Genomic DNA, 25,831 nt, shown 5'->3' on the forward strand with positions numbered 1-25,831 from the left:
GGTCGAAACTTCCTTGACTGACGTATCTCACCCCGGTTGTGTTTCGATTTCGAAATAGCTGCTGGGCGCCAATCCGTTTGACACGGCGTTTGTGTTTCTCTACCTCTTAGGGAGTACCCAACCTGGTTAATGCTGTCCGCTGCGGTTTCCGACGGCGGACGCTGACCTTCCGGATCACGGGATGGCGCCTTGAGCATTCGCTTCACACCGACACGCCGGGATTTCATTCGCACGGTCGGCGCCGCTGGCGTCACCCTGATCGTCAATCGGATCGGCCCGGCGGCCTCGACCGAAGCCGCGTCGACGGCGCCCTCGATCCCCAAGGCGGAGCCTTCGGTCCCACCGGAATGGGCGGCCGGCGACGGCAAGGCGCGCTATCGGATCGACGGTATCCCCAAGGTTCGCGGCGACAAGATCTACGCCCGCGACTTCCGCGCCCGCGACATGGAGGGTTGGCCCGCCACCGAGCGCATGGCGCTGGTCCTGCGGACCACGCGGGTCGATCGGCGGTTCAAGGGAATCGACCTGTCGATCCTGCCGGTCGAGCTGATGCCCCAGAAGATCGTGACATCGGATGATCTCGCCAGTGACGCGATCACCCTGCCAAGCTCCACGACCGCGCCGGACGGCACCAAGGTCCTGCTGGCGGACCCCGGGCAGCCTCCGGTCTATTACGGACAGCCGGCGGCGATCCTGATCTTCAAGGACTTCGAGACATGGCGGCAGGCCAGCCGCATCCTCCAGTTCCGCGAGGATGACGTCATCCTCTACTACCCCGGTGCCCCTCACGCCGGTGCCGCGCCGCCCCAGGACGGTGGGCGGACGCCCGTGTCGAGGCCGGACCCCATCCTCCACCAGCCGGCTCCCTATCAGCCGGCGACGTACCTGACCCGCTACGCCGACAAGGGCGTCGAGCGGTTCTCCCAGGTCAAGGACGGCTATAGCAATCCCTACCAGTTCACGACGGAATCGGCGAACTCCGACACCGAAAAGGTAAACCGGGAGGCGCGCCATTGGCGCCGCCGGATCTCGGCGGAGTTCGAGAAGCCTGGCGTCAAGGTCTTCGAGGGCACCTTCCACACCCAGGTGATCGATCCGATGTTCCTGGAGCCGGAAGCCGGGCTGGCGTGGTTCGACCGCTCCGCTCCAGAGGGTGGGACGGCGGGAGGCACGATGAACCTCGTGCTCGGCACCCAGTCGACCAACGGTGATTTTTCGACGACGCTGGCGTTGTTCGCAGCCGAGGGGTGCCCCTTCAAGGTCGCCACCGTCGTGCTCAACTCCTGCTATCCAGGCGGCGGCTTTGGCGGCCGCGACGTGTCGATCATGCCGCTGCTGCTGTCGATCGCGGCGGCCTATAGCGATGGGCCGGTCAGGATCGCGCAGGACCGCTACCAGCAGTTCCAGTCCGGCCTGAAGCAGCTGGGCGCCCGGCTGCACCCAAGGCTCGCGGTCGACCCCGAGGGACGCTTCACCGCGCTGGAATACCGGCTCGACCTGCTGGCCGGCGGCAACAACAACTACAGCCAGTGGGTGGCACAGCTCGCCGCCTATTGCGCGGCTGGCGGCTACGACATCACCAAGGTCTGGGTCGATGGCTTGGCGGTGCCGACCACGGGCGTAGTGGCCGGATCGATGCGCGGTTTCGGCGGCCCCCAGGCGTTCTTCGCGATCGAGTGCCTGATCGACGAGGCGGCGGCCGCCCTCAAGATCGATCCGATCAAGCTGCGCCGGATCAACGCGCTGGCCAAGGGCGACCACACCGTCACCGGAGCGCCGCTGAACCAGAAGATGCCGCTGGCGGAGATCTGCGACATCGCGGCCAAGCAGGCGCTGTGGCGCGACCGCGACGCCGTCCGCAAGGAGAAGGCCAAGCACAAGCACGGGCCGCTATACGGCGTCGGTTTCGCGCTGGCCAACCAAGCCTATGGAACGGGCGGCGACGGCGTCATGGCCGAGGTCTTCATCGACGCCACCGGCATGATCGGCGTCCGCACCAACTGCGTCGACATGGGTAACGGCTCGGCCACGTCGCTGGCGATCTCGACCGCGAAGAGCCTGGGCGCCAACGCCCGCGAGGTGATCACCGGCGATGTCGTCAGCTTCGACGCGCTCGACATGAACAGCGCCAGCGGCGGTTCGTGGAGCGATCCGCGCTGGACCTCCAGCATGTCGATGTCGTCCAGCGCCTGCCTGACCGCCTTTCATCAGGTCCACGCCTGCGAACAGGCGGCCGCCGCCCTGTTCGACACCGGGCTGTACCCGGCGGCGTGCCGGATCTGGACGGCTGGCGGCGGCAAGGCGCCCGAGAAGAAGGCGACGGTCTGGAAGGACGGCGCGCTGCGGGCGCCCGGATCGCCTCCCCTGCCCCTGGCGCAAATCGCCGCCGAGATCTTCGCCAACGGTCTGGTTTCCGGCGCGATGGTCCACGCCTTCTACCAGGGTCAATGGGTCGCCGCCAAATACACGGTCGACGGCGTCACGGCGGAACGGCCGATCGACGGCTTCTCCACCCGGCTGGCCGCCGCCACGGCTTGGCGGGTTCATGACCGGCGGGAGGTGAAGGCGCCACCCGCCTCGAACGCGCTGTGGGGCCGCAGCCTCTACGCCCCGTCGGGAGCCCTGGCGGCGGTCGAGATCGACCGCGCGACCGGCGCCGTCCAGGTGGTCGAGATCCACACCATCCTGGACGCCGGCCGGGTGATCCAGCCCGACCTTCTGGCCGGCCAATCCCAGGGGGGCGTGGCCATGGGCATCGGCTATGCCCTGCTGGAGAAGCTGCCGCTGACGGAGGGCGGCGCCGGGTCCGGCCGCTGGAACCTGGACCGCTACCGCGTCGCCAGGGCCGGTGACGTGCCGATGGGCCGGCTCAAGCTGACCCTGTTGCCGCCCGAGGGCGACACGGCCAAGGGCATCGCAGAGGCGGTGCTGTGCCCCATCGCGCCCGCGATCGTCAACGCCATCAGCCACGCCACTGGCAGCCACGCCACCGGCAAGAGGTTCGACAGCCTGCCGGTTCTGGCGGAGGATATTCGGAAGGTTCTCGCGTGATGACCACTGATCTGTCCGAGAAGATCGACACCGCCCCTTCGGGCCCCGCCGCTTCGGCGAAACGGGTCAGAGTCACCATCAACGGCGCGGTCCACGAGCGCGTGGTGCCCGCCGACTTGTCGCTGCTCGACTTCCTCCAGGAAGACCTGAACCTGACGGGCACCAAGCTCGGCTGCGGCATCGGCGTCTGCAAAGGCTGCACCGTCGCTGTCCGCAGGGTGCCGTCCGCGCAGCTCGTCCCGATGCTGGCCTGCTCAACCCCGGCGGTGAACCTCGATGGGCAGTCGATCACGACGGTGGAGGGACTGGCCGGGGGCGGCGCGCTGACACCGCTCCAGACCACCTTCCTGGAGAAGTTCGCGTTCCAGTGCGGCTACTGCGCGCCCGGCTTCCTGATGGCGGCGCATATCCTGCTCGACCAGTTGCGCGCGGCGCCGGTGTCCCGCGACAAGCTGGACGCCACGATCGCCGAAGCCTGTGGCGAGCACATCTGCCGCTGCACCGGCTACGTCCGCTACTACGAGGCGATCCGTCAGGTGGCGCTCGCCGAGCCGGGATTGGTGCGATGACGACGGCGGGGGAAAGGCTGATCATGGGAACCACGACGGCGGTTCGAAGCATCCTGTCCGCGCTGGCTCCGCTGGCGATGCTCATCGCCGTCGCGTCGGCGGGTTTTGGCGGAACGGGCGCCGCGGTCGCCAGTGACGTCAGCCACGCCATCGGGGATTACGCGCGCGAATGCGCCCAGAGGATAGCGCCGCTGCCGGCGTTCGACTGCCTGAAGGGCGAGCGCATCCCGATCACGGTCGATGGCGTCGAGCCCGAGACCTATGTGCCGGACATGCCTTGCGACAGGCCGTCGCTGCTGACCGCTCCCGCCGGAGGCGACGGCTATTGCGTGCCCAATTCACGGGCGCTGGTGCTGCGCGACGATGACAAGGCGCAGATCAGCGCCTATTGCCGGCAAACCACGATCCGCCCGGACGACACCGACATCTTCGACGAGGTCAACGTGATCGTCCATGGCCTCGATACCGGCAGCACCTGCTGGTTCCAGAGCAAGGACGTCCAGGGCGGCTTCAACGCGCGGAACGTCCCGGCGCCGGAGGATCCGGTGGCGGGGGCCGCCTTCTGGAAGACGCCGGAGCAGACCGCGGCGGGCAACTGCGTGTCGTGCCACGACAGCGATCCTTTCATGTACAGCCCGTACTACGCACAGACCCACGCGCTGCCCTCCAACCCCTTGGGCAAATACGCCAACGACATCGGCAAGCCGTTCCAGGAGTGGGAGAAACCCAAGAGCGTCTCCACGCCCGGCAACACCTGCACGACCTGCCACCGCATCGGCAACATGCAGTCTTGCAATCTGTCCATGTACCAGAGCTTCGATCCGACCCTGGTCAAGCAGATCGACGACTGGGGCAAGCAGTTTCCGCAATCTCATTGGATGCCACCCGGCGACCTGCATTCCCAAGCCCAGTGGAACGTGATCTACGCCGACAGCATCGCCAAGCTGGGACGCTGCTGCCAGCATCCCGAAGCGCCGGAATGCGTCGTGGAACCGATCCCAGGCGGTGGCTGAGCCGTACGCGCGACGCGGTCGGACGAACTCCGGCCGCATTGCGCGGACACTTCGGCGTCCATATATGTATCGAAGGCCGCATGGCCAGCTTCCAGCAAGGCGTGTCCTGGTGTCCGCGTTGATCCTCGACAAGGATGGCGATTGTTCTGGCGCGGCGTCTTTTGGTCATCACAGTCCGCCAGCTTTTTCATCCGCCCATGAGATCATCGCGACGCCATCGCACTGAACCGCACGGTGTCCGTCAAAGCCCCAGCTTCCATGTCAACGGGCATGTCGGCGGGCAGTTGAACCCACTGGCGAATCCAGCTATGCAGGTTCATGCGAACGAAATTCGCCGTGCGCCTTTGCGCGGTGTGAGGTCCGAGGAGAATTTGATGTTTTGGGTCATGGACGAAGAGCCGAAGGAAGAGACGCCCAAGCCGACCCCGGCACCGTTCAGCACGGTTCTTCAAAACCTGTTCAAGTCGCGCACGGTCATGATCTTTGGCGAGATCAACCAGAAGGTCGCCGAAAGCACCTGCGCCCAGCTTCTGGCCTTGGCGGTCGAGAATGACGATCCGATCCGGATCATCATCAACTCGCCCGGCGGTCACGTCGAGTCGGGCGACAGCATCCACGACATGATCCGGTTCATCAAGCCGACGGTCAAGATGATCGGCACGGGCTGGGTCGCCAGCGCCGGCGCACATATCTACCTCGCCGCCAAGAAAGAGGATCGGCTCTGCCTGCCGAACACCCGCTTCCTGATCCACCAGCCGCTTGGCGGCGCCGGTGGCCGGGCGACGGATATCGCGATCGAGGCGAAGGAGATCATCAAGATGCGCCGCCGTATCAACGAGATCATCGCGCGCGAGACCGGCCAGTCGATCGAGCGGGTCGAGAAGGACACCGACCGGAACTACTGGATGTCCGCCGAGGAGGCAAAGGAATACGGCCTCGTCAGCCGCATCATCGAGGAATACGCCCAGATCGAAGGCTGATCGCCAGCTCTTCCTGGAAATGAGAAACGCGGGCTTCGGCCCGCGTTTTTTTATGCCCGCCCCGCTCTCAGGCCCTGCCGCCCTTACGCCCTGATATCGACGAGGGAGCCACGGCCCTGGCTTCGCGCCGGACCACTGGCCGACGAGCGGGAGGAAATGGCCTGCGCCCTGGTATCCACGGATTGGCCGGTCTCGGTCGAACTGGCGGAGCGCCGGGGGCTTTCCGCCCGGCCGACCGGAGTGGCCGCCTGCGCCGTCTGGGTCAGCGTGACGGCCGCCGTCTGCATGGCGGCGGCCATGACCGTATTCGCCGTGTCGCTGGCCGGAGCCGAAGGATACGGCTTGGCGGCGATCGGCGGCGTAGGCGGTATGTTGATGTTCATGACCCGCACCTCGATGCTGGTTACTGGTGCCGAACGGTCGAATTAGCCGATTGTGCCACAACTTTCCGCCGATGTCATCAGAACGCGGTGGCGCCTCGGCACAAAACTCGGGCGTTAACCCTCCATCCCGCGCGCATTTGCACAAGCATTGACCACCCGCCCGGTCTGCATATTTTCTTCTCAGAACCGGCTTGATCATTCCAGATTTTGTTTGTAGGCTGCTTACAAGACATCGCAGGCGCGTTTTGCCCGCCCACGGAGCGCTCCTCCAGTGAACCAAAGATCCCAAAATAATCCATAAGTGCGTCCAATGGATACCCCAAATGATATGGAGTATCGAACGGTCGGATTTACTGGGCCATAGGAAGGAAGATCTAGCGTGATGCCGGATAACGAGTCATTTCGTCAGTTCCTCAAGCGTCTGCGAGATGAAGGAGAGCTCATCGACTTCGAGCAGCCGATAGACATACGTCACATCGCGACGCTGGTGGACCAGTCCGACAAAGCCCTTATGTTCCACAACGTGATCGGCTACGACGTGCCGGTCGTCTCCGGAATCATCCGATCGCAGAAGCGCGCGATCATGTCCATGGGATGCGAGAACTACCCGGAGATCGAGGCGAAGCTGAAGCGCGCGATCGACAATCCGATAGCACCCAGGATGGTCGAGACCTCGCCGAACCAGGAGATCGTCATCGAGGGCGACGATGTCGACCTGTACAAGCTGCCGATCCCGATGAGCTCGATCTATGACGGAGGCCCGATGATCACCGCGGGCGTGGTGCTGGCCCGCGATCCGGAATTCGGGCTGAACTCCGGCATCTACCGCTTCATCGTCAAGGAAAAGAACCTCACCGGCATCGATATCGTCACGCCCAACAACATGCGGCTTTTCGCCAGGCGCGCGTTCGAGGCCGGCAAGCCCTGCCCGATCTCCATCTCGATCGGCACGCACCCCTTCGAGATCATGGGATCGGGGTTCCGGGCGCCGCTCGGCGTCGACGAGATGGCGATCTCCGGTGGGATGAGGGGAGCGCCGGTCGAGTTGGCCCAGTGCGGCACCATCGACGTCCCCTACATCGCCGATGCCGAGATCGTCATCGAGGCGGAGATCCTGCCGACGGGGTGGGTCTACCCGGAGGGACGCTTCGGCGAGTTCACGCGGCTGATGGGCGGCCTGCATTGGAATCCGATCGTCCGCGTCAAGGCCGTCCGCATGCGGAAGGACGCCATCTACTACGCGCTGCACATGCCGTGGGAGAACACTTGGCTGGCGGCGCCGACGCGCTACACGCAGATCCGTCAGGCTCTGAAGACGGCGGGCGTGGCCGTCAAGGACATCAACGTGACCCTTGGCGGCTGCGCCTTCTGGCACGCGGTCATCTCGATCAAGAAGCAGGCCGGCGAGGGCAAGAACGCGATCCTGGCGGCGCTGTCCGTGCTGGACCTGAAGCATGTGGTGGTGGTCGACGACGATATCGACGTGTTCAACCCGACGGATGTCGAGTGGGCCATCGCGACGCGCGTCCAGGCCGACAAGGACGTCGTCATCATCAGCGGCGCGCGCGGCAAGCCGCTCGATCCCAGCCTGCCCGTGACGCCGCCCGGCGTGGTCCCGACCACCGCGAAGATGGGCATCGACGCCACCATCTCCGAAGGCATCCCGAAGGAGCGTTTCGAGCGCATCGCCTACGCCTACGCCGACACCGCGATCCTCAAGGACTATGTCGAGGGGAAACGGGACACGGTGGGATCGACGGCGAACGGCGGCGAGGTGGCCGAGGTCGCGGAAGCGATCCTCGCCATGGTCCGCGAGGAGCCACGCTACTACACGGCCATCGCCGACGCGTTCGCCCACTACAACTTCGAGACCGTGGCCCGCGCGCTGGGCGAACTGCACACCAAGGGTCTGCTTTGGCAGGATGCCCGCGGCCGCATGTGCGAGCGGGGCTCCAAGCACGCGGTCCAGCACCCGAGCGCCGCCAAAGCCTGACCGTCTTCGGATTATCCAAGCCGATTGTCCAAGATCGCGCGCCGCACCGAAGCCATCGGGCGGTGAACGGGGGATCGTGCGCGGTCAACCCCAGGCCTTCCAATCCTTGAAAGGGAAACGTGATGCCGATTTTGAAACGTTCAGTCATCGCTGGGGCGTTGATCGCGCTGGGTGGCCTGGTTGGCACGGCCTCGGCCGAGGTGACCACCCTCAAGATCGGAGCCGCCCAGACCTCCGCGGGATCGCTGCCGGTGATCGTGGCCGAACAGGAAAACCTGCTCAAGACCGAAGGGCTCGCCTATGAGCGCTTCGACTTCAAGGGTGGCGGACCCGCCGTCCAGGCCTTGGCGTCCGGCAGCGTCGACATGTGCATCTGCGCGGTCGAGCACGCGGTTCGGCTGCAGGAGAAGGGCCTTGGCGGCAAGGTGCTGGTCTCGCTCGCCGACCGTCACAGCTACGCGATGCTGACCAAGGCGGACTCGCCGGCCAAGAGCCTCGCGGACCTGAAGGGCCAGAAGATCGGCATCACGTCGGCCGGCAGCCTGACCGACACGACCGTCCGTTACGCCATCCGCAAGCTCGGCATGGATCCCGACCGGGATTTCGAATTGATCTCGGTCGGCCGCGCCGGCGCGCAGCAGGCGGCGATCCAGGCGGGCGTGATCTCGGCGGGCATGTTCACGACCCCCGACATCCAGATCACGCTTGGCGAAAGCGATCAGTTCCGGATCCTCGAGGATTTCCGCACCCTGGCCTATCCATCCCATGGCTTGGTCGTGACGGACGCGTGGCTGGAGAAGAACCCGGAGACGGCGGCCAAGGTGTCGCGCGCGATCAAGGCGGCGCTCCGCAGGATCGACCAGGATCACGCGGTCCTGACCAGCGCGATCAAGGAGATGTTCCCGGAGGTCAAGAAGGACGAAATCATCCAGAAGATCGTGGCCGACGCCACCTCCGGCTACATCTCGGTCGATGGCGTCGTGGCGCCCCAAAGCTACGAGGTCCTGGGCGAGATGATGAGGACCGTCGATCCGGACGTCGAACTCGCCTCCTACGACGAAGTCACCGTCAAGAACCTTCCCTGACGAGGCGACGATGGCATTCACCAAGACCACCTCCGGCGCCACGCCCAGTTCCACCCCAGGCGATCAGCCGGCGATCAGGCGGCGCCGATCCCAGTGGCGATCGTCGCCGGTCCTCGGGCAGATCGCCGTCATCCTGGCCCTGCTGCTGCTGTGGGAACTGGCGTCCCACCACCTGTACAATCCGTTTTGGGGCAGCCGTCCCAGCATGATCGCGGAACGGCTCTGGGAGCTGGCGCTGAGCGGCCATCTCTGGATGCACACCTCGACGACCTTGCAGGAGGCTGGCGCCGGCCTGCTGCTCGCGGCTGCCGTCGGCGTCCCGGTGGGGATCGGCCTCGCCCGGGCACCCCGCCTGGCCCGCCTGCTCGATCCGATCATCATGGGTCTCTACGGGTTGCCGCGCGTCGCCTTGGCTCCGCTTTTCATCCTGTGGTTCGGCATCGGCCTGATTTCCAAGATCATGATGTCGTTCACGATGGTCCTGTTCATCTTCATCCTCAACGTGATGGAGGGGATCCGGACGATCGACCAGGACCAGCTCGACCTGATGAAGTCGATGCGCGCCGGCAAGATGTATGTCGCGTGGACCGTGCTTCTGCCGGCGGTCGTGCCGTGGATCATGGCGTCCTTCCGGATCGGCGTCGGCCTCGCGCTGATCGGGGCCGTGGTTGGCGAGCTGATCGGCTCCAACCGCGGGTTGGGCTGGTATGTCGAAAGCTCCGGCGGCCAGCTCGACACCACCGGCGTGTTCAGCGGCCTGATCGTCCTGATGATCCTGGCCATGCTCGCCAACTACCTGATCGGCTTCATCGAGAAGAGGATGATCAAATGGCGCTGATGGCCAACGTGAACCGAGCCGACAGGATGCCGATGAGCCCGACGCCACAACCCGCGCAGTCCCCCCGGGCGGAACTTAGGGATTTGCGGATCTCGTTCCCGCTGCCCGACATGTCCACGCTGGAGGTGATCTCGGGTATCTCGATGACCGTCGCGGAGGGGGAATTCGTCGCGGTGGTCGGCCCGAGCGGGTCGGGCAAGTCGACCATCCTCCGCGCCCTGTGCGGTCTGCTGGAACCGTCGGGCGGCAGCGTCCTGGTCGATGGCAAGCCGGTTTCCGGACCACCGCCGGGCGTCGGCTTCATGTTCCAGAAGGACGCGCTTTTGCCCTGGCGGACCGTGGCGGGAAACATCCGGATCGGCGCGGAACTGGGCGGCGTGCCCGGCGACCGCCGCGAGGAACGCGTCGCCTCGCTGATCAAGCTGCTGCGCCTGGACGGTTTCGAGAACGCCTGGCCGCGCCAGCTTTCCGGCGGCATGCGCCAGCGCGTCTCGCTGGGCCGCCTGCTGGCCTACCAGCCCTCGCTGATGCTGATGGACGAGCCGTTCGGCGCCCTCGACTACCAGACGAAGATCGCCATGGGCAAGGAACTGTTGAGCGTCTGGGAGGCGGAGCGTCGGGCGATCATCTTCGTCACCCATGACATCGAGGAGGCCGTCGCCCTGGCCGACCGAGTACTGGTCTTCAGCGCGCGTCCGGCCCGGATCATCGCGGACTACAAGGTGATGCTGCCCCGACCCCGCCACATGCGTTCGATGCGCGGCGATCCCGCCTTCACCCGCTTGACCGAGGCGATCTGGTCCGATCTGGCCCTGCCGGAATGACAAGAAGGGAGAGGGGATGGAAGACGGAATGGACATGAAGAGACTGATCGTCGCCATCACCGGGGCGTCCGGAGCGATCTTCGGCATCCGCGCCCTGGAACTGCTGAGGAAGCGGGACGACATCGAAACGCATCTGGTCATCTCGCCGTCCGGTCTGCGGACGATCGTCAGCGAGACGGACCATGGCATCGACCAAGTCCGCGCCCTGGCCCACCGGGTTTACAATCCCAAGGATATCGGCGCCTCGATCTCATCCGGGTCGTTCGTGACCGCCGGCATGCTGATCGCTCCCTGTTCGATCAAGACGCTCAGCGGCATCGCGAATTCCTACGACGAGGGGCTGGTGGTCAGGGCGGCGGATGTCTGCCTCAAAGAGCGCCGGCGGCTGGTGCTGATGCTGCGCGAGACGCCGCTGCACGGCGGTCATATCGAGCTGATGGCGCGCGCGAACGCCGCTGGCGCGATCATCATGCCGCCGGTTCCAGCCTTCTATCACCGACCGGCGAGCCTGATGGACATCGTCGATCAGAGCGTCGGGCGGGCGCTCGACCTGTTCGGCATTCCCCTGCCCGAGACGAAGCGTTGGCACGGCGAGACGAAGGCGCCCGAAATAGGCAAAAGCTTCAGCTGAAGGCACAATATACTTGAACGTCCCATGAGGATTTCGTAGGATGCTCACGAACAAGGGATCACTCCGGGGACTGTCATGACGAAAGACCAAGAAACCAACATCGCGGTCATGGACGGTACGAAAAAGGCCGATCGAGCCTATGAGGTCCTGAGAAAGGAGATCATCTCCTGCCGCATGATGCCGGGATCGCTGCTGAGCGAACCGGAAGTCATGCACCGTTTTGAAATCGCCAAGGCGAGCTGCCGCGTGGCCTTGCAGCGGCTGATCCACGATGGCCTCGTCACCTCGATTCCCCGGCAGGGCTACAGGATCGCCCCGATCACCCTGCGGGATGTCGACGAGGTGTTCTCGCTCCGCCTCCTGCTGGAGCCCTACGCGGCGCGGAGCGCCACCGGCAAGGTCAACAAGGCGCGGCTGGAAAGGCTGGAGGCGGCCTGCCGCGTTCGCGGATCGGCCGACATCGGCAACCAGATCGACTTCTTCCTGGAGGCCAACCGCAGCTTCCACATGGCCATCGTGCAGGCGGCGGGCAACGAGCGCCTTTACCGGCAGCTCGGCAATCTGCACGACGAGATGGCCCGGCTGGTCGCCCTCGGCTTCGGTGTCCAGGGCGAGCGCCCCAACATCGAGCGGGACCACGTCCAGATCATCGAGGCGCTGGTCACCGGCGACGCCGACACGGCGGAGCGGATTTCCCGCTCCCATATCGAGGTTTTCCGCGACATGACCGTCAACAAGGTCATCAGCACCCTGCGGGACGCACCCAACTTCGCCTTGCAGAACCTGGCGCCCTTCATCTCCGAGGAGCGTTCCTGACCTCTCGCTGAGGTCTTCCATCCACCACCGGATCGGCCGCCAGGCCAGTCTAAACCCGGCCTAGCCACCCCGCGCCCAGACCCGGCGCGGGAGCGCCCGAACCTCGCCGTCTTCCCGGATGCGCCCCGTCCAGCGGGCCATCCCCTCGACACATGATCCGAAATCGCGCCGTCGCGGCCTCCACGCCGCGTCAAGGCGGAGCCTTGGCCTCGAACCAAGCGCCGCCCCAGGCAACCGATCAATCACCGACCGACACTCCCAGGAGGGAACGACCATGACCAAGACCATGAAAGCCCTGGTTCTCAACGAACATGGCGGTATCGACAACCTGAGGGTCGTCGACGACAAGCCAATCCCGACCGCCGGAGCTGGACATGTCGTCATCCGCGTCCGCGCCTCGTCGTTCAACTATCACGATGTCTTCACGGTGCAGGGCATGCCGGGCATCAAGGTGCCGCTGCCCGTCGTCATCGGGCTGGACATGGCGGGTGAGATCACCGAACTCGGCGAGGGTGTCGAGGGCTGGAGGATCGGCGACCGGGTGCTGGTCAACCCACTGAACAAGAAGGTCGGTTTGATGGGCGAGATGCTGGACGGCGGCATGGCGGAATACTGCCAAGTGTCGGTGGGGCAGCTGATCGCGATGCCCGCCGACGTCAGCTTCGTCGACGCCGCCTCGCTGCCGGTCGCCTATGGCACGGCGCATCGCATGCTGGTCACCCACGAAACCATCAAACCGGGCGACCGCGTCCTGATCCTGGGCGCCAGCGGCGGTGTCGGAACCGGCTGCGTCATGCTGGCCAAGCATCTCGGGGCCGAGGTCATCGCCTGCGCCGGCAGCGAGGACAAGATGAGCCGCCTGCGGGATATCGGCGCCGACCACGTCATCAACTACCGGGAAACCGATTTTTCCAAATGGGCGATCCAGACCTTCGGCAAGCCCCAACGCCGGACCTATGAGGGCGGTGTCGACGTCGTCATCAACTTCACCGGCGGCGACACCTGGGTGCCTTCGCTGAAGTGCCTGAAGCGGGGCGGCCGCCTGCTGGTGTGCGGCGCCACCGCCGGTTTCGACCCGAAGGAGGACCTTCGGTACATCTGGAGCTTCGAGCTGAAGATCATCGGCTCCAATAGCTTCTACGACGACAACCTGTCGGCCTTAATGGATCTCATCCAGAAGGGCGACCTGAAGCCGGCGGTCGACAAGGTGCTGCCGCTGGAGGAGGCGGCGGCCGGCCTCAAGATGATCCAGGACCGCTCCGTCATGGGCAAGATCGTCGTCACCCCCTGAAATCCCCCCACACAGCCCTTCCCCAACAGCCCTGAGGAACCGAACGATGCTGGACAAAAGCGAAGTCGAGGCGATGCTGCTGAAGGGACCGTTCCACCAGTGGCTCGGTCTGCAGGTGATCTCGGTCGGCGAGGGCGAGATCGAGTTGAAGGCGACCTGGCGTCCCGAATGGGTCGTGAACGCCGCCGTCGGCTATACCCACGGCGGCATCCTGGCGACGCTGGTCGACCTGACCGCCGACTGGGCCCTGGTCTCGGAGACCGGCAAGGGGGTGCCGACGGTCGACCTGCGGGTCGACTATCACCGGGCGGCCATGCAGGGCGATTTGAAGTGCGTCGGGAAGGTCGTCAAATCGGGACGCACCGTCTCGGTCTCGGAAGCCCAGATCTTCGACGGGGACGGCAAGCTGCTCGCCAGCGGGCGCGGCGTGTACATGACACCCGTCGCGAAGTGACACCCCCGACATGGAGACGCTCGACCATATCGTCGTGAACACGCTGACCGGGATGGATGACGCGGCGGCGCTGTTCGAGGGCCTTGGCTTCACCCTGACGCCACGGGGGCATCACTCGCTCGGGTCCGTCAATCACCTGATGATGACGCCCGGCGCCTATCTGGAACTGGTGGGCGTCCCGCCCACCGGCCTCCAGCGGGCCGATGTCCTCGACAGCCCACTTGGTCTCAACGGCTTGGTGCTGAGGAGCGGCGACGCGGACGAGACCTTCGACACCCTCGCGCGCCGTGGATTGTCCCCCTCGGCACCAGTGTCGTTCTCCCGTCCGGTCACCGTCGATGGCCGGCGATCGGAGGCGCGCTTCCGCACCGTCCGGGTGCCGGCCGGGCTGTTCCCGGCGGGGCGGGTCTACTTCTGCCAGCACCTGACGCCGGACTTGGTTTGGCGCGAGGAGTGGATGGACCATCCGAACGGCTTCGACGGCTTCGGCGTCCTGACCGTCACCAGCCCCGACCCCGCCGCCCAAGTCGCCCGCTACGAGGGCCTGTGCGGCGGGACGGCCGCCGCGAGCGGAAGCGGCTGGCGCCTGGGGACGGACGGCTGTGAAATCGATCTCGTGCCGGGCGGTGGCGACGCCTTCGCCAAGATCGGCGTGACCTTCCGCGATCTGGATGCCCTCCGTAGCCGGGCTCTGGCGCTGGATGGGGTGGAGTGGCGGGACGAGACCCCCGATCGGGCCAGCCTGTGGATCCCCTCGCTGCGCCTTCACCTGGAGTGCGGGAGACGTCCATGAGTTCCGCCGACAATCTGGGCATGATCATCGATCCCACGATGGATCCGGCCAAGCCGCTGCTGATCGGCTATGGTTTCGATGGCAGCGAGACGATCCTGACCGCGGGCGACTTGGACCGGATGGCGGCGGCGGTCGCGCGCGGCTTGCGCCGGTGCGGGCTGCGGCGGGGCGACCGGATCGGCATCCTGGCGGCCAACTCCCCCGCGTATTTCACGGTGTTCCTGGGTGCGATGCGGGCCGGCATCGTCCCGGTGCCGATCAACCACAAGTTCCCGCCGGCGACCATCGCGTTCATCCTGGGCGACAGCCAAATCCAGCTGTTGTTCTGTGACGGCGAGCGCGCGCGGGAGCTTCCGCCCGAGGCGGGCGGCATCCCGGCCGTCGCGCTGGATGGGATTGGCCTGGATGCGCTGCTGGATTTCGGCTCCTTCGACGCGGTCAGCCCTGATCCCGACGAAGCGGCCATGATCCTCTACACGTCGGGATCGACGGGACGGCCCAAGGGCGTTCTGCTGTCCCACGCTGCGCACCGCTGGGTCGCCGAAACGCGGGTCGGCGAGTACAATCTCCGCGACGAGCGCGTGCTGATCGCGGCGCCGCTCTATCACATGAACGCACTGGCCCTGTCGCTGCTGGTCTGCGCCAGTGGCTCGACGGCGGTGCTGCTGCCCCAGTTCCAGGCGAGGCATTACATCGCCGCCATCCAGCGTTACCGCTGCGGCTGGTTGACGGCGGTGCCGCCGATGATCGCGATGATGCTTCGGGAGACCGACGCGCTGGCGGACGCCGACCTCTCCCATGTCGGGACGATCCGCATGGGATCGGCGCCGCTCAACGAAAAGCTCGTGGCGCAAACCCACCGTGTCCTGCCGAACGCCCGCGTCATCAACGCCTATGGCACGACCGAGGGCGGGCCGGTCGTCTTCGGGGAGCACCCCCAGGGCCTGCCGATCCCGGTCGGCGCGATCGGCTATCCGCATCCCGAGGTGCGGGTCCGGCTGGTTGGGCCGGGGGCTCCCAACCAGGGCGTCCTGCAGATCAGCAGCCCCGGGATGATGCTGGGCTACCTGAACCGCGCCGGCGCGAGCCCCATCACCGAGGACGGCTTCTACGACACGGGCGACGTGTTCCACCGAGACGGCGACGGATTCCACAGCTTCGTCGGCCGGGTAGACGACATGTTCGTCTCGGGCGGCGAGAACATCTTCCCAAGCGAGGTCGAGGCGGTCCTTGAATCCCATGGCGATGTCCTGCAAGCCTGCGTCGTTCCGGTCGATGACGAGATCAAGGGAACCAAGCCTATGGCCTTGGTCGTTCCCAAGCAGGCGCGCCCGAACCTCGAACAGGAATTGAAGCGGTATGTCCTCGCCAACGCGCCGGCCTACCAGCATCCACGCAGGATCTGGATCGTGGACAGGCTGCCGTTGGCTGCCACCAACAAGATCGATCGCGCGGCCGTGCGCCGCATCGTCCAGGAACGGCTGGCCGAGACTTGATTGGCATTTGGCCATTACACCGGGACATTACACTGGTATGACTCGGCGATGATCGCGCCTTAGGTTTGGCCCAGGTTTGGAGTGTGGTGATGACGGGATTTTCATCCTGTTCGACGTGCCCGCCGGTGATCCGGCTGCCCGAGGATCGGGACCGCGACTGGGCGCGGCAGGCGATCGGCGTCCTGCGCGGCGATGGACGGCGATCCGCCGACACCCATCTGGTCAAGCCGGTCTTCCCCGGCCTCGCCGGCATCTCGATCTACCTCAAGGATGAATCGACCCATCCGACCGGCAGCCTCAAGCATCGGCTGGCCCGATCGCTGTTCCTCTATGGCATCTGCAACGGCAAGATCAGGAAGGGGACGACCCTGGTCGAGGCGTCGTCCGGTTCGACCGCCGTCAGCGAGGCGTATTTCGCGCATCTGCTGGACCTGCCCTTCATCGCGGTGATGACCCGGTCGATCAGCCGGCAGAAGGTCGAGGCGATCGAACGGTTTGGCGGGCGCTGCCACTTCGTCGACAACCCCGGCGAGGTCTATGGCGTCGCGGCCGGGATCGCGGCTGAGACCGGCGGTCACTACCTCGATCAGTTCACCAACGCGGAACGGGCGACCGACTGGCGCGGCAACAACAACATCGCCGAGTCCATCTTTGACCAGATGCGCGACGAACGGCATCCGGAGCCAACCTGGGTCGTGATGGGAGCGGGCACGGGCGGCACCTCGGCGACCATCGGGCGCTATATCCGCTACCGCAACCTGCCCACCCGGCTCTGCGTGGTCGATGTCGAGCATTCCGCCTTCTACGAGGCCTATCGGAACGGCGACCCGAACGTCGTGTGCGAGCGGCCGTCGCGCATCGAGGGCGTCGGGCGTCCCCGTGTCGAACCGTCCTTCATCCCCGGCGTCATCGACCACATGATCAAGATCCCCGACGCCGCCTCGATCGCGGCCATGCACGTGCTGTCGGACCGGCTGTCCCGCCGGATCGGTGGCTCGACCGGCACCAACTTCTTCGGCCTGTGCTGGATCGCCAGCTGCATGATCGCGGCGGGCGAGGAGGGATCGCTGGTGTCGCTGATCTGCGACAGCGGCGACCGCTATACCTCGACCTATTACGATCCGGCCTGGCTGGAGCGGAACGACATCGACGTGGAGCCCTGGCGCAGGATGCTGGAAACCTTCCTGGACACCGGCGCCTGGTCGCCGATTGCCTGACTCAACCCGTCGGCTGCTGCTGGGTGATGCAGTGGATGCCGCCGCCGCCTTTGACGATGTCCAACGCCAGCACCTGGAGCACCTCGCGGTCGGGGAACACCTTGCGCAGGGTGCGGAAGGCCTCGTCGTCGGCGGCGTCCTCGTAGGCCGGCATCACGATGCCGCCGTTGGCGATGTAGAAATTGGTGTAGGACAGGGTCAAGCGGACGCCGTTGTGGTCGCGCCGCTCGGGCTGGCGGAGCGGGATCACCTCCAGCTCGCGGCCCTGGGCGTCGCGGGCGGACTTCAGTCGGTCAAGGTTGTCCTGGAAGATCTTGAAGTTGGCGTCGCCGGTGTCGTCGGTGGTCAGCGCCAGCACAACGCCGGGCCGGGCGAAGCAGGCGATCTCGTCGATGTGCCCATCGGTCTCGTCCAGCTCGTAGCCTTGGCCGAGCCAGATGACCTGACGGACGCCGAGGTATTCCTTCAGGTATTCCTCGATCTCGGCCTTGCCCAGGTTGGGGTTCCGGTTGGGATTGAGCAGGCATTCCTCGGTCGTGATCAGGGTGCCCTCCCCGTCCACGTGGAACGAGCCGCCCTCCAGGATCAGGGGCGCCTGATAGCGGGGCAGGCCCAGGTGCTCGAGCATGCGCTTGGCGAGGTCGGCGTCGACCTGATGGTCTGGGTAGTTGTTGCCCCAGGCGTTGAAGCCCCAATCGACACCCGCCACCTGTCCGGGTCCGCCGACGACGAAGGTCGGCCCGGTGTCGCGCACCCAGCTGTCGCTGATCGGCATCGGAAGCACCTCGATCCCCGGCCCGCAGGCCAGCGAGACCTCCGCGACATCGGCTTGGTTGCACACCATGGCGACCGGTTCGAACTGGGCGATCGTCTGGGCCACCTCGGCATAGGCGGCGCAGGCGGCGTCGATGCCGCCGGTGAAGGTCTCGGGGCGGCAGGGCCACGCCATCCAGCAACGGCTGTGGCGCTCCCATTCCGCCGGCATGCGGAACCCGTCAGCGGCTGGAGTGGACATGGTCTGGTAACCCCTTCAATGAATACGCCCCGGTGACATAACCACCGGGGCGCTATCTTGGCAACCTCTCGGAACGGGAGCGAACCCGGCCGCGATAATCGGGAAATGTTTCTTTGAATAACGAAAGGCGGAAAAAGAAGGGCGGCCGAAGCGCTCTAATCGCGGCGCTTGGTCGGAGCGGGCTGGGCCGGGAACCACTCGGACGTGGTCGCGGGATGATGGAAGCGGGTCTGGGCGGCGGGGCCGAGACGGAGCAGGCCAAGGAACACCAGGAAATTCACGATAAGCCTCATCAGCTGTTTCTACTGAGGAGGAAGATATTCAAACGCCGATCGAAAGACAACCCCCTCCGCCACTCCGCCGGGGCCGCCATGCGCGCCGCGCATGAAGACGAACCCCGGCTTCGCGAAGAAAAGCGGAAAAACTCAGCCGTTCGACGAGGCGGCCATTTGCTCGTCGATCCGCCTGATCCTTTCCTGCCGCGCCATCATGACTCCGGCGACGATGATGCCGGTGGTCACGAGTGCCACGATGATCGTCGCCAACGCGTTGATTTCCGGCGTCACGCCCAGCCGCACGCTGGAGAAGATCACCATCGGCAGCGTCGTGGAGGCGGGCCCCGACACGAAGCTGGCGATTACCAGGTCGTCCAGCGACAGCGTGAAGGCCAGCAGCCAGCCGGAGACGATCGCGGGCGAGATGATCGGCAGTGTGATGACGAAGAAGATCTTGGCCGGGCGGGCACCGAGGTCCATCGCCGCCTCCTCGATCGATTCATCCAGGCTGACCAGCCTGGACTGCACGATGACCGCGACGAAGGCCATGGTGAAGGTGACGTGGGCGATCGTGATGGTGGTGATGCCGCGTCCCTCCGGCCAGCCGATCAGCTGTTCCAGCGAGACGAACAGCAACAGCAGCGACAGGCCGGTGATCACCTCGGGCATGACCAGCGGAGCGGTGATCATGCCGCCGAACAGCACGCGCCCGCGGAACCGGCCGAAGCGGGCCATCGCCATGCCGGCCAAGGTGCCAAGCGCCACCGAGAAGGTGGCGCTGATCGCCGCGATGCGCAGTGACAGCCAAGCCGCCGACAGCATCTGCTGGTTATGCAGCAATCCCACATACCACTTGGTCGACCAGCCGCCCCAGACGGTGACCAGACGGCTCTCGTTGAAGGAATAGATGATCAGCAGGATGATCGGCACGTAGAGGAAGGCGTAGCCGAACGCCATCACGCCAAGGACGAAGCTGGAGCGCCGCATCATTGTTTCGCCGCCTCCTGTTGTTTGCCTTGGTAATACTGGAACAGCATGATCGGGACGACCAGGAACAGCAGCAGCGCTATCGCCACGGCCGAGGCGACCGGCCAGTCACGGTTGGCGAAGAACTCGTTCCACAGCACGGCGCCGATCATCAGCGTGTTAGGTCCGCCCAGCAGCGATGGGATGACGAACTCCCCGACCGCCGGGATGAAGACCAGCAGGGAGCCGGCGACGATGCCGGGCACCGACAGCGGCAGCGTCACGCGCAGGAAGGCGCCAAACGGCTTGGCCCCGAGATCGGCCGCCGCCTCCAGCAACGTGTCGTCCAGCTTCTCCAGGGTCGCGTAGAGCGGCAGGATCATGAAGGGCAGGTAGGAATAGACGATCCCGATATAGATCGAGACATCGGTGTAGAGGATCTGGAGCGGGGTATCGATCACCCCCAGCCACAACAACAGATTGTTGAGCAATCCCTCCTGCTTCAGGATGCCGATCCAGGCGTAGACCCGGATCAGGAACGAGGTCCAGAACGGCAGGATGATCAGCATCAGCAACGGTCCCCGCCATGAGGTGGGGGACTTGGCGATGCCGTAGGCCATGGGATAGCCCAGCAGCAGGCACAGCACCGTCGAGACGAAGGCTATCTTCAGCGAATTGAGATAGGCCACCGCGTAGAGGCTGTCGGTCAGCAGGAAGATGTAGCTGCCGAAATTCAGCTTGATGGTGAGGAAGGCCTCCTCGGTCCATTCCAGCAATGCGGTATAGGGCGGAATGGCGATGGCGGCTTCGGAGAAGCTGATCTTCAGGACGATCGCGAAGGGGATCAGGAAGAACAGCAGCAGCCAGACATAGGGGACCAGGATGACCAAGCCACGCCCCGTCAGCCCCAGCCGGCGCAGCAGGCCGATGGTCAGGCGGACCGGAAGCGGGCGGCCGGCGCCGGATCCGGGGGCCTGGATCTCCTTGCCGATCGGTGTGGCGGTCATTGGGTCAACACCACGCCGGCGAACGGATGCCAAGTGACGTACACGCGGTCCTCCCAGGTGATCGGCATCTCGGTCAGCCGGCTGAAGTTCGGCTGGGTGACGCGGACCATCTTACCGGAGTCCAGTTCGATCAGGTAGATCGACAGGTTGCCGAGATACGCGATCTCCCGCACGGTGCCCTGGCTCAGGTTGCGGCCGGTCGCCGTCGCCGGGGGCTCCTTGGACAGCGCCATCTTCTCCGGCCGGACGGCGACCGACACGGGCGTGCCGAGCGGCACCGGGACGCCGTGGTTGATGTAGAGGTCGCAGCCGGCCTCCTCCGACTGGATCAGCACGTGGTCGGGTTCGTCCTCCAGGATGCGTCCGGCGAACATGTTGACCGAGCCGACGAACTCGGCGACGAACTTGGTGGCGGGATATTCGTAGACCTCGGCCGGCGTGCCGACCTGGGTGATCCAGCCATTGTTCATCACGGCGATCCGCGACGACATGGTCATGGCCTCCTCCTGGTCGTGGGTGACGATCACGAAGGTGATGCCGACCTGCTCCTGGATGTTGACCAGTTCGAACTGGGTCCGCTCGCGCAGGCGGCGGTCCAGGGCTCCAAGCGGTTCGTCCAGAAGCAGCAGCTTGGGCCGCTTGACGAGGCTGCGCGCCAAGGCCACGCGCTGCCGCTGGCCGCCGGAAAGCTGGTGCGGCCTGCGTTTGGCGAACCCGCCGAGCTGGACCAGTTCCAGCACCTCCGCGACCCTCCGCTTGATCTCGTCGCGCGCCACGCGGTCCTGCTTGAGACCGAAGGCGATGTTCTGCTCGACCGACATGTGCGGGAACAGGGCGTAACTCTGGAACATCATGTTGACCGGACGGTCGTACGGCGGAATGTTCGACATGTCGACGCCGTCGATGAAGATCTTTCCCGAGGTCGGCATCTCGAAGCCGGCCAGCATGCGCAGCAGCGTGGTCTTGCCGCTGCCCGACCCCCCCAGCAGCGAGAACAGCTCCCCCCGGTAGATCGACAGGGAGACATCGTCGACCGCCGTGAAGTCGCCGAACTTCTTGGTGACCTTCTCGATCCTCACATAGGGCTGTTCCTTGGGGTCCTGCCAAGGTTGCAGCGTAATCTTGCGGTTTGGCTGGGCCATATCCGGTGTTCCCCCTGCGATCACGGCTTCCGGCAAAGAGAGGCCCCGGCGGTCCGCGACCGGCCGGGGCCTTGGTGGTTCGTGTCGCGATCCCTAAGGCTTACTGGCCGGTCTTGACCCGGGTCCAGGAGCGGGTCCGCAGCCGTTCCGCCGCCGGCGCCACGGCCGAGACGGTGAACATCTTCTGCTTGGCCTCCTCCGACGGGAAGACCGCCGGGTTGGACTTGACCGCCTCGTCGATGGCGTTCATCGACGCCGGGACGGCGTTGGCGTAGTTGGTGAAGTTGGTGATGCCGGCCATCACCTCCGGCTTCAGGACGTAGTCGATGAACTTGTGCGCGGCGTCGACATTGGGCGCGTCCGCCGTGACCGTCATCATGTCGAACCAGAGCTGCACGCCCTCCTTCGGCACGACGTAGTCGACCGTGACGCCGGCGTCGGCCTCGGCCGCGCGGGCCTGGGCCTGGATGACGTCGCCGGAATAGGCCAGCGCCACGCAGGCGTCGCCCGCCGCGAGGTTGTTGATGTTCTGTCCGGTCACGAAATTCTTCACATAGGGGCGGATCTTCATCAGCACCTCCTCGGCCTTCTTCAGGTCGTCCGCCTTGTCCGAGTTCGGATCAAGGCCGAGGTAGTGGAGCACGGTCGGGAAGGTGTCGGTCGCCGAATCGAGGATCGTGATGCCGCAGGGCGCCAGCTTCTGGGCGACCGCCGGATCGAAGATCAGCTTGAAGCTGTCGAGCGGCGCGTCGGGCATCAGGGCCTTGATCTTCTCGGCGTTGATGCCGATGCCGATGGTGCCCCACTGGTAGATGACGCCGTACTGGTTGCCGGGGTCCGACCGCTCGACCTGCTTCATCAGGGTCGGATCGAGGTTCTTGAGGTTCGGAATCTTCGACTTGTCCAGCTTTTGGAGCGCCCCGGCCTTGATCAGCCGGCTCATGGTCGGCTCGGCGGTCGGCACCGTGATGTCGTATCCCGAGCGGCCGACCAGCAGCTTCTGCTCCAGGATCTCGAGGTTGTCGTAGATGTCGTAGTTGTACGACACACCGGTCTCGGCCTTGAAGTCCTCAAGGGTCGTCTCGCCGATGTAGTCGTTCCAGTTGTAGATGTTGACCGTTTGTGCCGATGCCAAACCTGGCGCCGCGATGGCGACGGCTGCGACGGCGCCGATCAGGCTGCTTACGATCCTCTGCTTCATCCCGCTGAACCCCGACCTTTAGGAAATTTCATCAAGCCAGCCAAGCTGACACCCGGCCAAGCGTGCGCGCCCACCGCGCCGACCGGTTTGGGTATCGCCGCGTCGGAGGCTATTGCACCCATGGGCAGGGTGGTTGTCAACGTTGGCAACGGCGGTGCGGAAACTTTGGCGTCAAAGGCCCGGCGAAGCTCTCCGGGTGTGACCGAACGATGACGCCGACGGGGCGCCAGGGTGGAAAATCGGCTAGGATGAGGCGTGCGTCGGCACGGGGTGCCGGCGCGTATTGCATGAACGGAACGGCGGTGTCGGATCGAAGGATTATTTCCATCCTCATGCGGCGAGCGGATTTCCCAATGCCAATCCACATTGCGACATTCGAAGAGTTAACCATGAATCAACAGATATTTATCTCGAAAAAGAGGTACCTCCGCGCTATGGTCCCATGAGGCCAAAGCGTCTTCCAGGTCCAATAGGATTTGGGAGCTACGTTTGCTTAACTTTTCGCTAGACGCGCGCCCGGTCCCAAGTCGCGATTCAAGACACACGAGGTTACTCCATGCCAAACGTCGCCGTCATCGCCGAGAATGCCGAGGAGTTCCGGAAATCGATCGAGCGAATGAACGGCACCGTTTACAGCCGCGATGCCGTCAGCTTCAACCATGGCATTCGGACGGCCACGGAACTGGAGGATCTGGTTTGCCAGGAACCTTTTGTACCGACGAATCTCGACGGCATCGCCGCCCTCCTGCGGGAATCGAATGACGAATGAGCGACGGCGTTTTAGTGGATCGTGTCCTGTCGTCACATAGCAGGGAAAAATTGCTTGAGGCGTACACGCGATCGCTGATCAACGCCTGCAGAACAGTCGGTCTCGAGTTCAGGCTCGCCTCATTTTCGGAACGCGAGTTGCGACTGGCGCTCGATGAGTCCGACCTGGACCTGACCGCGTTGTTCAAGCGACGGTGCCCAAGCGATGGCTTATCGGCGGGAAAGATCGCGGGCATCATCGCGTTCCGCTTGGGACGCTTCAAGATCGTCCACATCGCCGAGGACGGACAAAGCCACGGCAAGATTCATCTGATCCAGGATTTGGCGGCCATTTATGCCGTGCAGTCGGCGCTTCTGCGCGCCGACATCCCAGCTACGCGGGTTCTCGAGATCGCTTACCAGATGTCGAGGCGCCACGCCAATCAAGAGACCCTGGGCATCGTCTTCGACACGATCACCAGCAAGGCCGCGTGACCCCCGTCAAGGTGAGGGAACCGGCGTCCGCCGGCTCCTCCCCAACAAGCCTCAGACACATTGAGCCTCAAACGTTGAGCAGCAGGTTCTCCCGTTCCCAGGAGCTGATCACGCGCTGGTAGGCGTCGTATTCGGCCTGCTTGACATAGGTGACGGCGGAGACGAAGCGGTCGCCGAAGATCTCGCGGAGCGGCTTGCAGGCGTTGAACTTGGCGATGGCGTCGGACTGGTGGCGCGGCAGGGTATAGGCCAGCCGGTGGGCGCTTCCCTTGACCGGATCGGTCGGCTCCAGGTTCTGGATCATGCCGATATAGCCGCAGGCCAAGGACGCGGCCAACGCCAGATAGGGGTTGGCGTCGGCGCCCGCGACGCGGTTCTCGACCCGGCGCGACTCGGGCGTGGAAACCGGGACGCGGAAGCCGGTCGTGCGGTTGTCGCGGCCCCAGTGGACGTTGATCGGCGCGTCGGAGCCCGCGATCAGGCGGCGGTAGGAATTGACGTTGGGCGCCAGCAGCGGCATCGCCGACGGCAGGAACTTCTGGAGCCCGGCGATGTGGCTGAGGAACAGCGGGGTATCCTCGCCCTCCTCGGTCGCGAAGAGGTTCTTGCCGGTGTCCTTGTCGATCACGCTCTGGTGGACGTGCATGGCGCTGCCCGGCTCGCCCTGCATCGGCTTCGACATGAAGGTGGCGTAGACATTATGCCGGATCGCGGTCTCGCGCACCGTCCGCTTGAACAGGAAGACCTGGTCGGCCAATTCCAGCGCGTCGCCATGGTTGAAGTTGATCTCGATCTGCGCGGCGCCGGCCTCGTGGGTCAGCGTGTCGATGTCGATCCGCTGCGCCTCGCAGTAGTCGTAGACATCCTCGAAGATCGGGTCGAATTCGTTGACGGCGTCGATGCCATATGCTTGGCGTCCGCTCTCGGTGCGGCCCGAGCGGCCGACCGGCGGCACCAGCGGATAGTCCGGATCCTTGTTGATCTGGACCAGGAAGAATTCCAACTCCGGCGCCACGATCGGCTGCCAGCCGCGCTCGTCGTAAAGCTCCAGCACGCGCTTCAGGACCCAGCGGGGCGAAATGTCGACCGGGCTGCCGTCGGCGTAGTCGCAGTCGCTGATCACCTGGGCCGTCGCCTCGGTGTACCACGGCACCAGACGGATGGTGTTGGCGTCCGGCCGCATGTAGATGTCGGAGTTGGCCGGGCTGGTGACGTCCTCGTCATCCGGATATTCGCCCGTCACCGTCTGGATGAAGATCGCCTCCGGCATGCGGAGACCTCGTTCACGCAGGATGCGGAGGAACTTCTCGGCCGGCAGGATCTTGCCCCGCGCGATCCCGGACATGTCCGGAACGAGGCATTCCACCTCGGTGATCTGGTGGCCTTTGATGAAATCGCTGAGGGCGTTCATGAATGTCACGGCGCGGGCGCACCCGGCCGGCTCCGCGTAGTTGCGCATTTGGGGGCATTATGGGTGCGAGGCGCTTGGGATGCCAGTGGGGCCGTGAGTGCCGGGTGAAAATACGCCCTGGTAAATACGCCCTGTCCG

The 25,831-nt window shown here is 65.1% G+C and carries 25 protein-coding genes; 18 read left to right on the plus strand and 7 right to left on the minus strand.

Going from position 1 to position 25,831, the window contains the following annotated elements:
• The first annotated feature begins 189 nt into the window (after nt 1-189).
• From N825_RS08890 to N825_RS08965, 16 genes are all read left to right on the plus strand, one after another.
• Nucleotides 190-3,051 (plus strand): xanthine dehydrogenase family protein molybdopterin-binding subunit, encoded by a 2,862-nt coding sequence (locus tag N825_RS08890; RefSeq protein ID WP_051511769.1) that lies wholly within the window; start codon nt 190-192, stop codon nt 3,049-3,051.
• Nucleotides 3,051-3,620 (plus strand): (2Fe-2S)-binding protein, encoded by a 570-nt coding sequence (locus N825_RS08895; protein ID WP_051511771.1) that lies wholly within the window; start codon nt 3,051-3,053, stop codon nt 3,618-3,620. Before N825_RS08890 ends, N825_RS08895 begins: the two co-directional genes overlap by 1 nt.
• Nucleotides 3,617-4,633 carry a hypothetical protein gene (locus N825_RS08900; protein ID WP_051511774.1) on the plus strand — a complete coding sequence of 339 codons (1,017 nt, stop codon included), beginning with the start codon at nt 3,617-3,619 and terminating at the stop codon, nt 4,631-4,633. Before N825_RS08895 ends, N825_RS08900 begins: the two co-directional genes overlap by 4 nt.
• A gap of 374 nt (nt 4,634-5,007) precedes the next feature.
• Complete coding sequence (locus N825_RS08905; RefSeq protein WP_198038240.1) at nt 5,008-5,613, plus strand: ATP-dependent Clp protease proteolytic subunit; 606 nt, start codon at nt 5,008-5,010, stop codon at nt 5,611-5,613.
• A gap of 156 nt (nt 5,614-5,769) precedes the next feature.
• A complete protein-coding gene (locus tag N825_RS08910) occupies nt 5,770-6,042 on the plus strand; it encodes a hypothetical protein (protein WP_037449879.1) in 273 nt (90 codons plus the stop codon).
• A gap of 336 nt (nt 6,043-6,378) precedes the next feature.
• Nucleotides 6,379-7,989: a UbiD family decarboxylase gene (locus N825_RS08915; protein ID WP_037449881.1), complete on the plus strand. Its 1,611-nt coding sequence runs from the start codon at nt 6,379-6,381 to the stop codon at nt 7,987-7,989.
• A gap of 122 nt (nt 7,990-8,111) precedes the next feature.
• Nucleotides 8,112-9,074 (plus strand): ABC transporter substrate-binding protein, encoded by a 963-nt coding sequence (locus N825_RS36315; RefSeq protein WP_084164563.1) that lies wholly within the window; start codon nt 8,112-8,114, stop codon nt 9,072-9,074.
• A 10-nt stretch (nt 9,075-9,084) separates the two neighbouring features.
• Nucleotides 9,085-9,912 carry an ABC transporter permease gene (locus tag N825_RS08925; protein WP_198038241.1) on the plus strand — a complete coding sequence of 276 codons (828 nt, stop codon included), beginning with the start codon at nt 9,085-9,087 and terminating at the stop codon, nt 9,910-9,912.
• Nucleotides 9,903-10,736 (plus strand): ABC transporter ATP-binding protein, encoded by an 834-nt coding sequence (locus tag N825_RS08930; protein WP_084164565.1) that lies wholly within the window; start codon nt 9,903-9,905, stop codon nt 10,734-10,736. Before N825_RS08925 ends, N825_RS08930 begins: the two co-directional genes overlap by 10 nt.
• Before the next feature lie 34 nt (nt 10,737-10,770).
• Nucleotides 10,771-11,367, plus strand: coding sequence for a UbiX family flavin prenyltransferase (locus tag N825_RS08935; RefSeq protein WP_037450293.1), 597 nt, complete (start codon nt 10,771-10,773; stop codon nt 11,365-11,367).
• 75 nt (nt 11,368-11,442) lie between these two features.
• Nucleotides 11,443-12,183: a GntR family transcriptional regulator gene (locus N825_RS08940; RefSeq protein WP_051511777.1), complete on the plus strand. Its 741-nt coding sequence runs from the start codon at nt 11,443-11,445 to the stop codon at nt 12,181-12,183.
• A 274-nt stretch (nt 12,184-12,457) separates the two neighbouring features.
• Nucleotides 12,458-13,474 (plus strand): zinc-binding dehydrogenase, encoded by a 1,017-nt coding sequence (locus N825_RS08945; RefSeq protein ID WP_037449883.1) that lies wholly within the window; start codon nt 12,458-12,460, stop codon nt 13,472-13,474.
• 46 nt (nt 13,475-13,520) lie between these two features.
• Complete coding sequence (locus tag N825_RS08950; protein WP_037449885.1) at nt 13,521-13,928, plus strand: PaaI family thioesterase; 408 nt, start codon at nt 13,521-13,523, stop codon at nt 13,926-13,928.
• A gap of 10 nt (nt 13,929-13,938) precedes the next feature.
• Nucleotides 13,939-14,721: a VOC family protein gene (locus N825_RS08955; protein WP_037449888.1), complete on the plus strand. Its 783-nt coding sequence runs from the start codon at nt 13,939-13,941 to the stop codon at nt 14,719-14,721.
• Nucleotides 14,718-16,217 (plus strand): class I adenylate-forming enzyme family protein, encoded by a 1,500-nt coding sequence (locus N825_RS08960; RefSeq protein WP_037449890.1) that lies wholly within the window; start codon nt 14,718-14,720, stop codon nt 16,215-16,217. Before N825_RS08955 ends, N825_RS08960 begins: the two co-directional genes overlap by 4 nt.
• A gap of 89 nt (nt 16,218-16,306) precedes the next feature.
• A complete protein-coding gene (locus tag N825_RS08965; protein WP_051511780.1) occupies nt 16,307-17,434 on the plus strand; it encodes a PLP-dependent cysteine synthase family protein in 1,128 nt (375 codons plus the stop codon).
• 1 nt (nt 17,435) lies between these two features.
• On the opposite strand, the gene aguA is transcribed toward N825_RS08965, so the two are convergent.
• The 6 genes from aguA to N825_RS08990 form a co-directional block, all read right to left on the minus strand.
• Nucleotides 17,436-18,449: an agmatine deiminase gene (aguA, locus tag N825_RS08970; protein ID WP_037449895.1), complete on the minus strand. Its 1,014-nt coding sequence runs from the start codon at nt 18,447-18,449 to the stop codon at nt 17,436-17,438.
• A gap of 155 nt (nt 18,450-18,604) precedes the next feature.
• Nucleotides 18,605-18,742 (minus strand): hypothetical protein, encoded by a 138-nt coding sequence (locus tag N825_RS38765; RefSeq protein WP_157619064.1) that lies wholly within the window; start codon nt 18,740-18,742, stop codon nt 18,605-18,607.
• A gap of 132 nt (nt 18,743-18,874) precedes the next feature.
• Nucleotides 18,875-19,711, minus strand: coding sequence for an ABC transporter permease subunit (locus tag N825_RS08975; protein ID WP_037450299.1), 837 nt, complete (start codon nt 19,709-19,711; stop codon nt 18,875-18,877).
• Nucleotides 19,711-20,697, minus strand: a complete 987-nt coding sequence (locus N825_RS08980; protein ID WP_084164567.1) for an ABC transporter permease subunit — start codon at nt 20,695-20,697, stop codon at nt 19,711-19,713. The genes N825_RS08975 and N825_RS08980 overlap by 1 nt, the downstream gene beginning before the upstream one ends.
• Nucleotides 20,694-21,839, minus strand: coding sequence for an ABC transporter ATP-binding protein (locus N825_RS08985; protein ID WP_037449897.1), 1,146 nt, complete (start codon nt 21,837-21,839; stop codon nt 20,694-20,696). Before N825_RS08985 ends, N825_RS08980 begins: the two co-directional genes overlap by 4 nt.
• A gap of 100 nt (nt 21,840-21,939) precedes the next feature.
• The gene (locus N825_RS08990; RefSeq protein WP_037449900.1) at nt 21,940-23,040 is read right to left on the minus strand and encodes a polyamine ABC transporter substrate-binding protein; all 1,101 of its coding nucleotides are present in this window, start codon (nt 23,038-23,040) and stop codon (nt 21,940-21,942) included.
• A gap of 556 nt (nt 23,041-23,596) precedes the next feature.
• On the opposite strand from N825_RS08990, the gene N825_RS08995 reads away from it, so the two are divergent.
• Together N825_RS08995 and N825_RS09000 are read left to right on the plus strand one after the other, a co-directional pair.
• The gene (locus tag N825_RS08995) at nt 23,597-23,809 is read left to right on the plus strand and encodes a hypothetical protein (RefSeq protein WP_037449902.1); all 213 of its coding nucleotides are present in this window, start codon (nt 23,597-23,599) and stop codon (nt 23,807-23,809) included.
• A complete protein-coding gene (locus tag N825_RS09000; protein WP_157619065.1) occupies nt 23,806-24,282 on the plus strand; it encodes a hypothetical protein in 477 nt (158 codons plus the stop codon). Before N825_RS08995 ends, N825_RS09000 begins: the two co-directional genes overlap by 4 nt.
• 67 nt (nt 24,283-24,349) lie before the next feature.
• Here the strand turns inward: N825_RS09000 and N825_RS09005 are convergent, their stop codons facing one another.
• On the minus strand, nt 24,350-25,693 hold the full coding sequence (locus N825_RS09005; protein ID WP_037450305.1) for a glutamine synthetase family protein: 1,344 nt from the start codon (nt 25,691-25,693) through the stop codon (nt 24,350-24,352).
• Between the last annotated feature and the right edge of the window lie 138 nt (nt 25,694-25,831).

It is taken from the genome of Skermanella stibiiresistens SB22 (assembly GCF_000576635.1).
GTDB lineage: Bacteria > Pseudomonadota > Alphaproteobacteria > Azospirillales > Azospirillaceae > Skermanella > Skermanella stibiiresistens.